The organism is Prosthecobacter sp. SYSU 5D2 (genome assembly GCF_039655865.1).
Taxonomy (GTDB): domain Bacteria; phylum Verrucomicrobiota; class Verrucomicrobiia; order Verrucomicrobiales; family Verrucomicrobiaceae; genus Prosthecobacter.
The window spans coordinates 221,009-237,611 of record NZ_JBBYXL010000012.1; the positions used below are offsets into that span (position 1 = coordinate 221,009).

Here is a 16,603-nt window from a genome sequence, read left to right on the forward strand (position 1 = left end):
AGTACGTTGTTACGTACCTTAACAGGCTGACGTTTTGTAACAGTCTGCCCCCACCTGTCATGAAGCGTCTCCTTGCCCCCTTTCTCATCTTCAGCGGTCTGCCGGTCATGGCCGATGTCACCCTGCCTGCTTTTTTCAGCGATGGTCTGGTTCTTCAACAAGGCAAAGCCGTGGCCATCTGGGGGACGGCGGGGGAGGATGAAGATGTCACGATCAACTTTGCCGGACAGACCAAAGTCACGCAGGCAGACCTGGACGGCCAATGGAAAGTGACCCTGGACCCCATGCCAGCCAGCGCCACCCCGGCAGAGATGACGGTCACCGGCAAGAACAGCATCACCTTGAAAAACCTCCTGGTGGGTGAGGTGTGGGTCTGCTCGGGCCAGTCAAACATGCAGTGGACGGTGGCCCAGTCTGCCAATGCAGAACAGGAGATCGCAGCGGCAAACTTTCCGCAGATCCGCATGTTCAGCGTCGAGCGGGCAACGGCCATGGAACCGGCGAAGGATGTGAAGGGAACCTGGAAGGAAGCAAGCCCGGCCAATGCGGGCCAGTTTTCCGCTGTGGCCTACTTCTTCGGCCGTCACCTGCACCAGGTGCTGAAGGTGCCCGTCGGTCTCATCAACACCTCCTGGGGGGGCACCCGCATCGAGGCCTGGACCAGCATGGAATCGCTGAATGACCGCCCTTGCGCCGCGCAACTGCTCAGTGACTGGAACGGTATCCGCAACGGCTGGAATCCGGTGGCCGAGAATGCGAAATTTGATGTCGCCAAGGCAGAGTGGCAGTCTCAGGTGAAAGCCGTCAAGGAGGCCAATCTCAAGCTGCCAGAGGCAGAAAGGAAGCCTCTGCCACCGGCTCCCCGTCCGCCGGATGATCCCAATAAAACCCCGCATTATCCGGCCGTCCTTTTCAATGCCATGGTCGCTCCGCTCATCCCCTACACGATTCAGGGAGCCATCTGGTATCAGGGGGAGTCCAACCAGACCCGCGCTTTTCAATACCAGGAGCTGCTGCCCAACATGATCAACGACTGGCGCACGCGCTGGAATGACGAGTTCAGCTTTTACATTGTGCAGCTCGCCAGCTACGGCAACCGCCTGCCGGTGACCGCTGAACCTGGCGTGCCTGATACCTGGGCAGAGCTCCAGGAGGCCCAATACCTGACCACCATCACCCTGCCCAAAACCGGTCTGGCGGTCACCAATGACATCGGCGAAGAGAAGGACATCCATCCCAAGAACAAACAGGAGGTGGGGCGTCGTCTCGCCCTCTGGGCTCTGGCCCGTGACTATGGAAAAACGAGCACGGTGCCCAGCGGGCCGCTCTTCAAAAACAGCACGGTTGAAGGCAGCAAAATTCGCCTCCAGTTTGACCATGCCGGAAGCGGGCTGAAAAGCCGTGACGGCGGGCCGCTGAAGCATTTCCAGATCGCCGGGGAGGATCAAAAATGGGTTTGGGCAGAGGCCAAAATCGAAGGCAATGAGCTCGTTGTTTCCAGCCCTGACGTTCCCGCGCCTGTCGGAGTGAGATATGCTTGGGCAGCCTGGCCGCAAGGTGCCAACCTCATCAACGCTGAAGGCCTGCCAGCCAGTCCTTTCCGTACGGATGAATTCATTCTCAGCACCATGGGAGTGACCTCCCCCTTCCAGGAAGTCCTAAAGGCAGGTGCCCGCTGATCTTTCCCGCGGCGGTTCTTACAGCTCCGGATGCGGAGGCAGCCCGTTAAGACGGATTTCATCCAGATCTTTGGGCTGTATCGTGCGCAGCGGCATGTCGTACCTGGGTTTGGGACGGAAGGTCCGGTCTTCAAGTTTTTTGCGCAGCAGCACCCAGGCGAAGTCCACCAGCAGCGGCTGGTAAAGCGTGGCATCAATCTCCCCATCACCGACCAGGGTCATGCCGCCTTCCGTACCGCGGAATCCGTCGGTGCCGATGACCATGACCTCATTGCGCACCTCCTTTTGAGCCAGGGCCAGGGAGGCCCCGAAGGCCATCACATCATTGTGGGCGTACACAATGTCATAGGACTGCTGCAGGCGCAGGGCATCCAGGGCGCGGTCCCTGCCCCCGGCAAGGCTCCAGCCGCCTGGCGCATCATGGACCAAAATGACACCGGGAGCTTCAGCCAGCGCAGCTTCAAAACCTTCATGCCGCTGCTGGCACTGCACACTTTCATCATCTCCACGGATCTCGATCACCCGTCCGGCAGCCTCATTGCGCCCTTCTTCCTGGTTCTTTAAAAGCAGCGCCCTCACGGCCAGCTGACCCGCCAGTTCACCGAGCTTCCTTTGGTCCGCGACCAGTACGGTGCTGCAGTCCAGGTCTGCCGAGCCTTCCCCCAGGCCGATCACCAGCACACCCGCTGACAGGGCATCGCTTACCAAAGTCTTCAGGGACCTGGCATCCAGGGCATCAATCAAGATCGCCAGGGGTTTCTCCTGGAGGGCGGCTTTCATCTGTGAAACCTGCGTTTCCACCTGGCTGCCGGCATCCAGCGTCTGGAGCCGGAACCGCGGATCCTGAGTCATCAAACGGGCGAACAAAAGTCGCTGACCGTTTTCGTACATGCGGTCGCCATGGGCTGAAAGAAAGACAACGACGGAGGAATCTTCCACCACCTCAGGCCGGGCCGCACGCTTGCAGGCTGTCATCATGCCCAGGCACAAAAACAAACCCATTAACCAGATGCGACGGCGGTTCTTCATACACAAAAAGCAGGATCAACGGCGGCTGAGCCGGTAAAAAAGGAAGCCTCCAATGCCCAGAAAAAGCACATTGGGCAGCCACATGATGAGGTGCGGAAAGGCCGAAGGCTGGCTGTTGAGCGTATCCGCGAGGATGATGAAAACAAGATAAACGGTGGCGGTGATCAGACTGAGGGCAAAGCCGCTGGAAGTTTCCCTTCTTTGCGCGGTCACTCCCAGAGGGATGCCCACAAGGGCAAAGGTGATGCAGGCCAGGGAGAAGCTGTAGCGCTTGCTCAGCTCGGTGAGGGAGCGGCTGTGGTCTTTGTCATCCATGGCTTTTTCCGTGACTCCGTCTATGCGGCTGCCTACCTCATCCCAGAGCATGGCGGTGGATTTCATGCTGGCGTTCACTTTCACGCTGTCCGCTTTCAGACGCGAGAGCGGAAAGACGATGGCCGTGGTGGCGGCATTGACGAACTCCACCTTGTTCACGGATTTATCTTCGTTGTAGGTCATGCTCTCGATCTCCGCCCCCTCCAGGTGCATGATGAAATCCAGCTCACCAGGCTGCATTTCCAGCGTGGCCTTCCGCGCATGAATGACACGCTGGGCCAGCCGGCCTTCGATCTCGACGATCTCCACATTCTGCAGCTCATTGCCGTCGCGCTTGCCCGTGTAGATGCGGAATCCTGGCACCTTGTCCAGCACCCGGCCCTCCTGAAAAAGTGCGGCCGGATTGTCCATGGCCACTTCGAAGAACATGCGCTTGATGCGGTCCTTGGCCATGGGCGAGACGGACACATTCACCCAGTAGCACACACTGGAGAGGGCAAAGGCCAGGACAAAAACGGCTGCGCAGATGCGCGACATGGACCAGCCGGTCATGCGCAGTGAGACCAGTTCGTTGTCAGCCGAAAGACGGCCAAACACCAGCAGGATGCCTGTCAAAAAAGCCCAGGGAATGGTGAAGATGAGCGAAAACGGAATGATCAGCGCTATGAACTCCAGGATGAAACCCATCGGCAACTGGGTGTCGCCCAGCAGCTCATCCAGCTTTTTATAGACATTCCCCAGCACCATGACCCCGCTGAGGAGCAGCACGCCCATCAGCGTCGCTGCAAGGACTTGCTTGCCCAGATATCGGTCAAAAATACGCACCACCATGTGAGGCTCAGACTAGGCCGCGTTTTAAAGCTGGCAAGGCTGGCCTTGGAAAGTCAGCCGCCCGCCGGAACCTTTTTGTCATCTCCCGCCGGTTTTACTTCTTGGTGGATTTCTTTGCCTTCAGGCCGCCGAGGTAGGCCACCACATCTCGCACCTCCCGGGCGGTCAGGATGCCCAGCATGGGCGGCATCATGGAGACTGGCGGCGTCTGCATGGAGATCTGGTTGCGAGGGAGCTTTTTCTCCGTGCCATCCGCCAGACGGATGGTGATGCTGGACTTGTCCTCTTTAAAAAGTCCGCCCGCCAGGTTCGTTCCATCCTTGAGGGTGACCGAAACCAGGCCATATCCGGGAGCAATCTGGGCGACCGGGTTGACCAGGGACTCCAAAAGATTCTCCTTCGTGCGCAGGCTGCCGATGGTTTTGAGGATGGGCCCCACCTGGCTGCCCTCCTTTTCTTCCACCGTGTGGCAGGCCAGGCAGTTGGCCCCCAGGTGGTTGGTGACGATCTCGCGGCCATTGTTCACATCTCCGCCTTCGACCAGGTCATCCCGTGGTGCGGTGGTACGGGCATGCTGATAAGTGGTCACCCGCTCTGCCAGGGATTCATGGGCCTGGGCGGCCTCCATGACATCCAGCTTCAGCCCTGCCTCCACCTTGCCTGCGGCAAGGCGCTGCATCCAGCCGTCGAGAAGGTCGCTGGCGGCCTTGGTTTTGCTGGCCGCCATCAGTTTCATGACGGCCTGTTTTTCCGCCAGGGTCCCCTGCTCCAGCACGCGGGAGGCCTCAGCCATGAAGCGGTCCTTTTGATGCTCATAGGTCTGCACCAGAGACTCCATGCGCAGTTCCACGGGAGCCGTTTTGGCGGCGGACTGTTTCAGGGTTTCGGCAAACTCAGCGGCGGCGGAATGCTGGGAGGCCATGAGCCTCAATGCGCCCACGCGCAGCGCCGGACTGGCGGCACTGTCCGAAATAATCTGCTGCAAGGCGGGGGCGGCGACTTCCAATGACAGATTGATCATGAGCTCCACCGCAGCAGCCTTCAGATCGGGACTGGCCAAAGTGAGCATGGCCTGCACATGAGGCTGCATCACATCTGCCACGGCCTCAGGATCACGGGCCGGATAGAGCCTGTGCACGCCGTCCACCGGGTCCAGACGGGGTGGAGCAGTGAAAAGCAGCAGCGATTTAAAGGCTTCCAGGGAAAGCGGCTTGTCCGCCAGAGCATATTTGGCCAGGCGGGCCGCATCCCCAGGCTCGCCCAGGCGCAGGCTGGCATTGATGGCGCGGCGCAGCGTCGGCTCCTCCAGGACATGCGTTTCATCCAGCATGGCGGCCAGTTGTGGCAGGGCCTCAGGCACACCGATATCATCATGAATGGCCCGCGCGGCTTCATTCACGATGGCAGGGTCCGCATCTTCCAGATAACCCGCCACCAAAGCCGAGCGCTGGCGGCTCAGCGCCAGGGTGCAGGCCACCCGCAGGTTCTTCGACTCTGAGGCCGTCTGTGCAGCCAGATCTTCAGATTTCACGCAGCCTGCCAGGCCTGTCACAACGGCATGCCTCAGCCAGGCATCCTCCGCATCCTTCTCCGCCATCTGACGAAGGGCATCCCCCGCTGAGGCGACCTCAAGCTTGCCCAGGGCAATGGCTGCATGGAAACGGACACGTGGTGACTCAGAAATGAGCAGCGAGATCACCAACTCCTTTGCAGCATCCCCCGGCTTGCCATCACTCAGCACCTTGGCGATCTGGCTCTGCACCTCGGCATCCGTCTCTGTTTTCAAGATGGCCACCAGGGCCGCATCATCCGTCTGGCCACGCCGGAAGCCGATGCCATATCCCCAGACGCCGTGAATGCGGCTGAATAGGGACGCCTTTGTGTCCCCCGCCACTTTGGCCAGCGTTTTCCAGTCCTCCCGCTTCGCCAGCTCAAGCTGGGCAGCCACGCGCACACGCTGGTCGGCATGGCCTAACAAAATTTGCAAATCATTGACGGACGTTTTTCCAAAGCCCATAGTGAGCAGCTTCCGGGTTTCCTGCCGTGCAGGGCTGCCTTTGGCCTTCTCTTCATCCACTGACCAGATGGCGCCCTTTTCATCCAGCGGGTAACCGCCCACCCAGTCAGCCATGTAGAAGGAGCCATCTGGCGCCCAGCTCATGCCGATGCCCATGACGCCGCTATTGATGAGACGCGTCTTGCTCATCTCAAAGGCGGCCCCCTTCGGAGTGGCCTTGAATGCTTCCATTTTACCCGACGGAAACTGGTTCAGAATGAAGTGCCCGCGAAGGCGCTCACCCAGCGCGGTGCCGGGTTCATAGAGGAAACCGGCCGGACCGTTCCCGGCATAAGCCAGTGGTGGCGTGATGAAAAGAGGCTGGACCGCACCGGGCATCCAGATGTTTTCCCGCATCCAGCGGCTGTCAGATTTCATGTACTGGTGGTTGCAGCGCCAGCCGCTGTCACTGCGCTCGGTGATGTAAACAAACCGCTCTTTTTCACCTGGCATGTCCGCATCGTTGTCCACGCCAAACATGTTTCCATATTCATCAAAGGCCACTTCCTGGACGTTGCGAAGGCCATGGGCGAAGACTTCAAATCCACTGCCGTCCGGCTCCACCCGCATCACGGCTCCTTCATGAGGATAATACCAATTTTTACCGGTCTTGTCCGTGACGTTGAGCCCTTTGTCACCAATGCTCCAGTAAATGCGCCCGTCAGGCCCCAGTCGTGGGCCATGCATGTCATGTCCGGCATAAGCGATGTGCAGACCGAAGCCGTGCGCCACGACCTCCCGGATGTCCGCCACACCGTCATCATCCGTGTCTTTTAACCTCCATAGATCCGGGGCGATGGTGGCATAAACCCAGCCGTCATGGTAGAGCACGCCGGCGGCGATGCCCGTGACCTCCGTATTGAAGCCCTCGGCGAAGACCGTCATCTTGTCGGCCGTGCCATCGCCATCCGTGTCCCGAAGCTGGTAGATGCGCTCGGTGTGCACCGTGAGGTCTTTCCAGTCAATGGAGCCGTCCTTGTTATGGTCCTTCAGGCTGCCGCGCGGACGGCGCATTTTTCCGGGGGCCAGTTCACGGTGGTAAAATTCACGTTTATCTTCCACGCTCGTGAAGCTGACATCATCGGGGATCCACTGGGTATGCTCCCGGATGTCCAGATCCCCCACCTTGCGGCGTGTGGTGGACACCACATACACCCGTCCCTGTTCATCTACCGAGCAGGCCACCGGATCCGGCACATTCAAATCACCTGACCACAGGTGCAATGAAACCTCCGCCGCAGAGACAGAACAGGTGGTGGCAACAGCCGCGATCAAAGTCAGAAAACGCATGGAGGGTGGCAAGGGATGGAGAATGGGAGACAAGGCAGGATTCGGCGGCTCTTCCCGCAGAAAGCGGACGTTAAGCTGAACCGGACAGCCTGCATCAGCACAGGCAAGGTCATTACGTCAGCGAGAGGAATATTGGTTACTTGCGGTCCATGTGCAAGCGTTGCTGACCAGCCTTTAAATCACGGCATCTCCACCGGCACAAACGAATGGGAGGCCGGGGCAAACAGGAGAAGCGTGCCGCCATCCGCAGTGATGGCCATCTGGGTGGTCGTCGTCGGTAGAGGGAACTGGGCTTCAGCCGGAGAACCCGCTGAGAACAGGGTGCTGCTGGAGGCCACCCAACTGCCGTCAGGTGAAACCGCATAAATGCGCTGCCCTAGATTATTGGTGGCCGTAAGACCTGGAGCCGAGAAAGACTGGCGGCCATAGATCAGATGCGCTCCATTTCCTGACAGCAACAGAGGAGACTCGAGAGTGCCTGAAAAATAATTCGCCGTCACAAAGCTGATGCCGCCACCAGTCACGGCATACCTCACCAGCCCAACCGTGGAACTGCCCTGCGTCACGGCTGCATAAAGGTTGGCTCCATCCGCACTGGCCACGGTGAGGCTGTTACGGCCAAGAACCTGAACAGAAGAGCCGATGGCCATGCCTGAGGCAGAGTTGCGCAACTGCAAGACGTTGGCTCCGCTGAGGGTCACAAGCCTGCCCGCCGTTCCGGCATGGACGGCGGCGTGAGGCGTGGTGAGGGAATAAGAAGAGAGCAATGCATTAGCCCCCTGTCGCTCCACTGTCTGAATCTTCCTGCCATCCTCCACCAGAGCATAGACCCGGTCATCTGCGGGATGAGGGACGAAATCCAGGGCGGCATTGCCGACCATCACGGCCCGCTGAACATTCAGGGTCAAGGGGTCCACCCACAGCAGCCAGGAAAGATAAGGAGCCACCGTCTCACGGTGCAGCGCATAAACGACAGGCAGAACTGGATCCGCCTTCATTTTGACAATGTTCACAGGACTCATGACGTCCAGACGCACCGTCACCGTGACGGCATCCGCGCCGCTGGTAAGGGTGAGCGCCGCGTGATGCGGACCTGAAGGCAGCAGTGCAGGATTGAGCCTGACAGTCACCGTGGCAGGCCCCGTACCGCTCGACTGTCCAAGTGTGACCCAGGTGGCATCGCTGGACAGGGTCCAGGAGACATCCGGCGAGGCGGTGGTGATGGTCAGTGTTTTTTCCTGCACCGCCGCACCCGGCGGCATGGCGTATCCCGTCAGATGATCAGGGCTGGCTGCCGCGCGGGCCATCCGGAAATTCCACACCGGCCCTTTGGAAACCGTGCCGTCCAGGCCTTTCGAATCCACCCTCCAGTAACGCGTCTGTCCCAGCGGCACCTGGCTGGGCGAAAGGAAGGAGGAAGTGGTGGAAGAGGAAGACAGAAAAGCGCCCCCGCCCCCAAACACGGCCGACTCCACCACGGCAGAATCACTGCCAAAATACAGATCATAGGTGGCCACATTGGGATCTCCCGACCAGGAGAGCGTGTTGAAAGTGCCATTCTGCACCGAGCCTGAAGCAATGTCCGGCGCGACCAAGATCTCCGGCAGATAAGAGGTATCCACACTGCCCTGCACATCTGACGAGGGATCCTGATAGATGAGACGGGACTGGTCCGGCGCAAAAGCCGTGACGGTCGTGGTGACCGGAAGGTCTGCTACCACGCCCCCGTCTGCTCCGATGATCTGGGAGGCCGTGACAAACACATCCAGATAGGCCGAGGCGTTGTATATCTTATCCTGCGTCAGCGTCCCCTGCACTCCTCCGGCCAGATTGACCCGGGTGAAGAAATTTCGCTGCGTAATGACGTTATCCAGATTTGCACCCAAAAGGACCGGATGGGGGGAAGGATCCTGCTCCAAGGTGGCGCTGGTGGCAGAGAGCTGCGTAAGGTTGTCCGATGCGCATTCCACCTGCGCCAGGAAGGAAGTGGCGTTGCTGCCGCCTCCGGTCTGCGAACGCGCATAGATGAAATTGGCATCCGGCGTGACCACAAAACTGCCGATGCCCTGGAGACCGCTGAGGCGGAAGGTGTCCACATCCGTTCCGGTCTCGAAGTCATAGATGTGCAATGCCGGATTCGAGGTGGCGTCAGTGTAATACACCCTGCCTTCACGTCCTGCCTGCAGTTGATACAAGTTACCGGTATCCTGGCTCAGAGGGATGCTTTTGGAGGCGACCAAAGTGAAGTCATCCAGATTCACGCGGCTGATGGACCGCCCGGCAAAGCTGATGGCATAAAGCGTGCGCTCATCGGTGGTGAGATCCATGCTGGTGATGTCCGTGGGCAGGAGCAGCACCTGCTGCAAAGCGAGACTGTCGGGATGCAGGGAGACCAGGAAAGAAGTCTTGCCAGCCGTGCCTCTCACCAGCCCCAAAATGCGGTCATGCCGCCTGTCCGTCTGCATGAGGCTGAACTGCCGCTTCACCACATGGCGGGTGATCTGGATGACACGGTTAAGCCCCCCGGAGGAAACGATGACCTGGCCGGCATGAGTGCCTTCCGGCAAAGTGGCGGAATAACTCAGGATGATGTCCGCCGCGCCGCTGCCGGAACCGGCGGATGGAGTGATCCAGGAGACGCTGGAAGAAACGGTCCAGCTGGGAGACGCATCTGCACGGGGGATGATGCTAAAGGCGGACTCCGGCAGAGCGGCGCCTTTCACCGTGGCACTTTCTATGGCCGCTGGCGTGACGCTAAATTCCCCAGGAGTAACAGCCAAAGTCACGGGGATGATGACCGTTCCGTTTTCAACGGCATTGCTGGTGAAGGTGATGTTGGCCGAGCGTGAAGAAACCAGGAGACTGGAAGCATTGAAATGGACGGAGACATTGGAAACACCGCCAACCAGCGTGCTGCCCGTGGACTGTCCCAACGAAAGCCATGACCTGGCACTGGGCGGGGTAATGGTGGCGCTCCAGTTCAGCAAGGAGCCACCCTCATTGCCCACGGTAAGGGTGGTGCTGAAATTGCGGCCTTCTTCCACCGTCGTATCCACAGCTCCTGGATTAACCAAAAGGGTGGGAGGATAGGCAGCGATGCCGGTCACTGAAACTTGCACCTCCGGGGTGACCGGATTGTTCGTCGTGAAGACCAGGCTGCCGCCCAGCACTTCCGGCGTGTCCGGGTTGTATTGCAAACCCAGCGCATAAGTGCTGCCGGGCGGAAGAATGAGCGGGAAGTCCACAGCGGCCACCACCAGTTTATCAGACGGCGAGACGATCCCGGAGATGACCAGATTGGCATTGCCGGCATTCCTCAGAGTGACCTGCCGCTGGCCGAAGCCTGGCAACAGGACGGTGTCAAAATCCACCGGCGACGGAGTCACCAGAAGGACCGGCTCAGCAAGGATGTTCCGGGTGAAAGGAATGCCGATGACCGGCTGGACAGGATCATTGGAATTCAAGGTGATGCTCTGCACCGAGCCACCAGGCGGCGTGGAGGAGGTGCTGTAGGTGGTCAGAGTGATAACCTGGCTGCCGCCAGGAGCCACCGTACCGGACAGATCACTCAGAAAGCCGGTGGTGAGGTTGTCGGTAATGTTCCAGTCCAGAGGAGCGGTTCCATGGTTCTCAAGGGTGATGGGCTGCGTAGCGGGAACTCCGGGCCTTGTGGTCAGCACAATGGCCTTGGGGTTGAGAACCAGCAGCGGTGACGGCACACCGGTGCCCATCACAGGCAGCAGGGTCTCCTCATGTCCTGCCACATCGGAGGTGATGGCCAGTTGCGCTGAATAAGGGCGCGGTTCCAACGGTGTGAAGTCCACACGGAAGGAGGTGCTTTCACCAGGGGCCAGAACAAGGGGGAAAACCAGCGCTGTGGCGATGCGGAACACGCTGTCTGAACTGGCGATGTTTTGCAATGTGAGAGCCAGGTTGCCATCATTGCGCAAGGTGACCGTCTGAGAGGAGGTTCCATTGGCCGGTGTGTCTGCATGCTGGATGCCAGCGGGAGTTGCCGACAGAATGGCGGCACTGGGCACCGTCATGGTCACGGGGACATGCAGGCTGGGAGCATCGGGAGCATTGCTGGTGATACGGATACGGGCTTCATAGATGTCCGCAGGAAGCCCACGTGCATCCAGGGTGACCGCCAAAGGTGACGAGCCTCCAGCAGAAGCCGTGCCCTCCGTGGCAGCAAGCCGCAGCCAGGAGAGATCCGGCACAGGCTCTTCCTCGGGATCTGCAGGCCCTGCCGGAAGTGCAGCCACAACAGCCGCCTGCCATTGAAGCCCGGCGCCACCTTCATTGGCGATGTTCAGCACCTTTTCCAACTCCTGGTTAGGCGCAAGGGTTTCGGCCAGCAGGGCCGGATCCACACTCATGGTGGGAGGCTCGCTCACCGTGGCGGTCACCGGGAGGCGCAGGCTTGGTTTGACACGGCTGTTTGACTTCACAGTCACCGCACCTTTGAAAGGCTTGAACTTGGAGGAAGCGAGCTCGCCTAACAAGGTGTATGACTGCCCTGGAGCCAATGTCAAACCCGCATTAAACGGGAAAACCATGTCCTTGGAGCTGGAGATAACTTTGGTGAGATCCAGCGGCAGGTTGCCGATGTTGGTAAGATCAAAACGGACCTGCGCGGAATGATCCAGCCAGACCTCCCCCAGGTCCAGCTCCGCCGGTGCGGCTTGGAGTACAGCGTGGCTGGAGACCTTTAACGCGATGGGCACAGTGACCAGCGTGCGTTCCGGATCATTGGTCATGATTTTAACCAGGGTGGTGTAGTCACCCGCAGGCATTTGTTCCGTGGAGAAGGACAGGGTGATCTGCCCCTTCGCCTTGGGATCAAGGCTGCCCGCAGATGGCTGCTGGCCTAACCACCCGGCATTGCCCGCGACAGGCTGCAGGCTCCAGTTCAGAACCTCGCCACCTTTGTTGGTGAGCTTGATGATGCGGGTCTGTGGGACACCGGGAACAGTCTTGACGGTGAACTTGGCAGGCGTCGCGCGGATGCTGGGATGCCGGGCTCCAATGCCGGAGACCGGTATGCGGTAGGCAGGACCTGGCTTGTTGGAAGCGAAGACAAGGGAAGACTGGATATCCCCGGACTTGCGCGGGGCAAAAGTCACCGGAATGTCCAAGGCGGCACCTGGAGCAACGGTGACGGGTCCTTTGAAATCAGCCTTAAAGGCGGCATTCAGCCCGCGCACGCTGCGCAGCACCATCTCAGACTGGCCCGCATTGACCAGGGTGAGTGTCTGGGTCCGCGACTCTCCCACATACGTCTTCTCATAGCTCAAGGGATCCGCCACAGGCATGGCTGCGGCGAGTGTGGTGAGACTGAGCTCACGGTCCAAAACAGAGCGCACAGGGTCATTCGATGTGATGCGCAAGCGGGCAAAATAAACGGAGGCCGGGTGGGCACGCGAATGAAAATGGAGGGTCAGCTTCGCACTCTTGCCGGGTGCCAGCGAGAGGCCCGCAGGCCCTTCGATTTCCGCCCAGTCAGAAGGCCGTCCATCAGGAAAAACGATTTCAGGATGGTAATTCAGGATGCCTTTACCGGTATTCTTGAGGGTGAATTTTTTTGAGGCCATCTGCCCCTGGGACAAAGTGACCTCGGTGCGTGTGGCAGGATTCAAGGTGATGAATGGAGCCGCGACATGACTGCCCTGAATGGGAATGCTGACCGTTGGTTTGAGGCTGTCATTGGTCACCAGACGCAACGAGGCCGTGTAAGCGCCCACCGGGGCTTCAGGAAGAAAGGTGACTTTAATGACCGCCTGCCCCTGCGGTGGTATCGAAAGAGCATTGGGCGGATCTACCGAAAACCAGGCGGCATGGGTACCGGCCAAAGTGGGCGCGTCCACGACCAGCTCTGCCGTCCCTGCATTGCTAATGACCACGTCCTGGCTGACTGCTGCGCCAAGGATCACATTGTCAAATTCGATGCTCTCCACATCCACGGTGAAGACCGGAACATCCACGACCTCAAAGGTCACTGGCAGCAGCAGAGCCGGTTCATCCGGAATGTTTGAGGCCACCGAGAGTGCGGCTTCATAAGAACCTGAGGGCAGAGTTCCAGAATCCAGCGACAGGCTCAAAGGTTGCTGTGCACCCGGGTTGAGGGTGCCTGACATCGGGCTGATTGCCAGCCAGCCCGGCCCTTCCAGCAAGCCGTCCACGATCTGGTTGGCAAAACGCCGTCCATCGCCAATGGCAAAATTGCTGGTCTCCGTCACTTCATTTCCCACAAAGACGACGACTCCACGGCCCAGCTTGGAAACGGCCGCATGAACATCGCCATTGGGCTCACGCACCAAAGGCAATGCCGGGCCCGACAAGGTGGCGGTGGCACCGACGGCGATCTGCCGGAGCAAGGTGATGCCGGTGGTGATGGGATGGGAGACGATGTCAGTGAGCGTCAGGTCCCGGAAGATCACTGCCCCGGCGCTGATGCCGGTACCAGCCAGCAAGGACTGCACCCGTGCCATGGAGGTGATGTTGTCCGCTTCTACCAGCAGGCCGGTGCCATTTTGAATGGCCGTCCGCATGTTCTGAATGTCGTTGGAAGAAAGCACCTCCACGGTGTCGTCCACAATGATGGCATCTATCCCCGCGAGTGAAGCTGATGTCATCGGCGGCGCCAGGGTGACGATGGTGGCGCCGCGGGCACGCAGATCATCCAGCAGCACACTGCGGTCCAAGGTTGTATAGACAGCCCCCACAGTCACACCATTGAGGTTGTTTAACGGAACGGTGACCGCCGGAACCGTCACAGGAACATCTGCAGATGCAGCGATATCTGGCGCGTTGGCGCTGGGACGGATCGCTGACGACAGGGTGAAAGACGCGTTTTGTGCACTGACATTTCGTGCCCTAAGGCTCCATTCCAGGGGGGCCGTGCCCTGGTTGGTCATGATCAGCTCTCGCTCCACCACCTGCCCACGGGTGGTCTGAACGCTCACCTCGCCGGGCTCAATCCGGATTTGTGGCCGGGCCAGGGCAAAATCCACACCTCTGCGTCCTGGTGGAGCCTGGACTTCCACCGGCGCACTTTGCAAATAACCGGGAGCGCGTGCAGTGACCTGATAAACGCCGTCAGTAAGGGTTGCCGTGTAGCCTCCATCAACATCAGTGTTGAGAGACACAACACTCGGGCCTTCGAGAACAACAGTGGAATTCGCCAGGCCGCTGCCATCTTCGACATCGGTGACCCGCCCGGCCACGACGCTGGAAGTATAGGAGTGAAGGTCAAAACCCTGCTCGCGCACTTGGGGCGGATCCCCATGCTGGACGGTCACGATCATCTGCTCCGTGTGTGGAGTGGGCGTCTCTGAATCCACAGTCACCACAAAGCTGCGGTTCTCCACCGTCGCGTGGCCGGGCAGCAGGGTGCCCACTTCCACACTGCCCTCAACAATATCGTATCGCGATAAATCGCCTGCAGAGCTGCTAAGCATCGCCACGACATCCGTGGCGGTCTGAGTGCCACGGTTGGTCACCCGGAACTCCACAGCCAGTGTTTCACCCGGGTTTTGAATGCCGTCTCCATTGCCACCTGGCAGTTCTTTGACGGCCAACACAGTGAGAAGAGGATATGGACCCGCCACGGCCTCGACAAGCCTGGCGGCATTTAATCGCCCGCCCGTGACGGAAGCTGATGCGAGTTCAGCCACCGGATCAGCCGTCTGCATCAGCTGGTTTTTTAACTCAGCAACAGTGATCAAGGGGGCAATGCTTTTGGCCAGAGCCAGAGCACCGGCCACGTGAGGGGCCGCCATGGATGTGCCGCTCATGGCTGTGTAAAAAGAGCCAGGGACGGTGCTGTAAATCCCAGTGCCGGGAGCAGCGATGTCCACCGAAATGCGACCGTAATTGGAGAAGCCGGAGCGTGTGTCGCTGTCCGTGGAAGAAGCCACGGAGATGACATTGTCACTGGGAAAGGCCGCCGGAAAGTGGGGCTGAAAATCATTGTCGGTTCCATCGTTTCCGGCTGCGGCGATAAACGGGATGTTTAAGTCTCCAGAGTCTTCAATCGCCTGCTGCAAGAACACGCTCAACCCGCCTCCGCCCCAGGAGTTGGAGGTCAGGTCCACTCCCAATGAAGCGGCGTAGTTAATGCTTTCAATCGCATCGGAAGTAGAGCCGCCACCGGGTCCCAGAAACCGGATGCCAACCATGGAAACCTGCCAGCAGACACCGCTGATCCCCGCACGGTTGTTACCCACAGCACCGATGACGCCGGCACAATGCGTTCCATGGCTGTCTTCATCCATGGGGTTGTTGTCACCGGAGAAAAAATCCCAGCCATGGACGTCATCCACAAAGCCATTGCCGTCATCATCAATGCCGTTCCCGGGGATTTCACCGGGGTTGGTCCACATATTAGGTTCCAGGTCTGGATGGCTGCGGTCCACCCCGGTATCAATGACAGCGACCAATACTTCCCTGGAGCCAGTGGTAATGTTCCAGGCCGCCGGCGCATCAATGTCCGCATCGGGTGCGCCGCCGTTTTGACCGGTGTTTTCGAGGGCCCACTGCTCGTTAAAACTGATGTCATCCGGTGCCAGGCTGGGGAAAACCAGATTGTCATGCTCCGCCAATGCCACCTGGGGCTCTGCTGCTTCGGGAAAGTCAGCTTTAAAGGCGGAAAGGATCACCTCGGTTGAATCCAGTCCGGCATCAGGGACCGCCACCAGCTTGATTGGAGTGGTTTTCAAGGAATGGCGGACATAGAACCCATGCCGCTCAGCCCATTCGTGGATCATTGCGTCTGGAAATCCGTAGGGAAACTTGACCAGCACATGATCGGCGACCGAAAATTCCCGGCGGACTGCACTGTCTTTTCCGGGGGAAGATTGAAGCCAGACCTCTTCCCGGATCAGCGGATACTTAAAACCGGTGCGCCACAGGCGGATTTCTCTGCGGGGGCCACCTGCGCTCGTGGGCAGTTCAGAGCGCTGGTCCAGAAGCACGGCATTTTTTAGCAGGTGTTCCTGATAGGGGTTCATCGGCTGCCCTCCGGCAGTGGTCAGACCTGGCGCGTTGGGATCAGGCAAACTTTGCCGGGAGGAGTCCCCAGCCGCCACTGCAGACAAGCTGCTGTTTTCAGCGGAATCCGGAACACGGCTGGCCGATGGAGTCAAATAGCCATCCTGCAGCGTCCATACGCCTGTGATGACAATGCCCATACATAGGGCTAGAAGGCAAAAAAAAAGCCGACTCGATGGTTGGGGGGGCCGCATCAGAAGTATAACACCAAATTACGACTGTGAGAGCAAGCCTGAACTGGAAAAATGGGCATAAAAAACCCCCTCGCTTCATTGCTGAAGGAGGGGGTATAAACTGGCAGCGACCTACTTTCGCAGGGCCTATCGCCCAACTATCATCGGCGCAACAG

At 59.2% G+C, this 16,603-nt stretch carries 5 protein-coding genes; 1 reads left to right on the plus strand and 4 read right to left on the minus strand.

Annotated elements, in window-relative coordinates; translation table 11 throughout:
* The first annotated feature begins 59 nt into the window (after window positions 1-59).
* The gene (locus WJU23_RS20050; protein WP_346334402.1) at window positions 60-1,679 is read left to right on the plus strand and encodes a sialate O-acetylesterase; all 1,620 of its coding nucleotides are present in this window, start codon (window positions 60-62) and stop codon (window positions 1,677-1,679) included.
* A gap of 18 nt (window positions 1,680-1,697) precedes the next feature.
* Here WJU23_RS20050 and WJU23_RS20055 read toward each other — a convergent pair whose 3' ends face one another.
* The 4 genes from WJU23_RS20055 to WJU23_RS20070 form a co-directional block, all read right to left on the minus strand.
* Entirely contained in the window at window positions 1,698-2,708 is a 1,011-nt protein-coding gene (locus WJU23_RS20055) for a substrate-binding domain-containing protein (protein WP_346334403.1), read from the minus strand.
* A gap of 15 nt (window positions 2,709-2,723) precedes the next feature.
* Window positions 2,724-3,854, minus strand: coding sequence for an LptF/LptG family permease (locus WJU23_RS20060; RefSeq protein ID WP_346334404.1), 1,131 nt, complete (start codon window positions 3,852-3,854; stop codon window positions 2,724-2,726).
* A gap of 94 nt (window positions 3,855-3,948) precedes the next feature.
* Window positions 3,949-7,200: a PVC-type heme-binding CxxCH protein gene (locus tag WJU23_RS20065; protein WP_346334405.1), complete on the minus strand. Its 3,252-nt coding sequence runs from the start codon at window positions 7,198-7,200 to the stop codon at window positions 3,949-3,951.
* Window positions 7,201-7,379: 179 nt separating this feature from the next.
* Entirely contained in the window at window positions 7,380-16,394 is a 9,015-nt protein-coding gene (locus WJU23_RS20070) for a choice-of-anchor D domain-containing protein (protein ID WP_346334406.1), read from the minus strand.
* Window positions 16,395-16,603 lie beyond the last annotated feature (209 nt).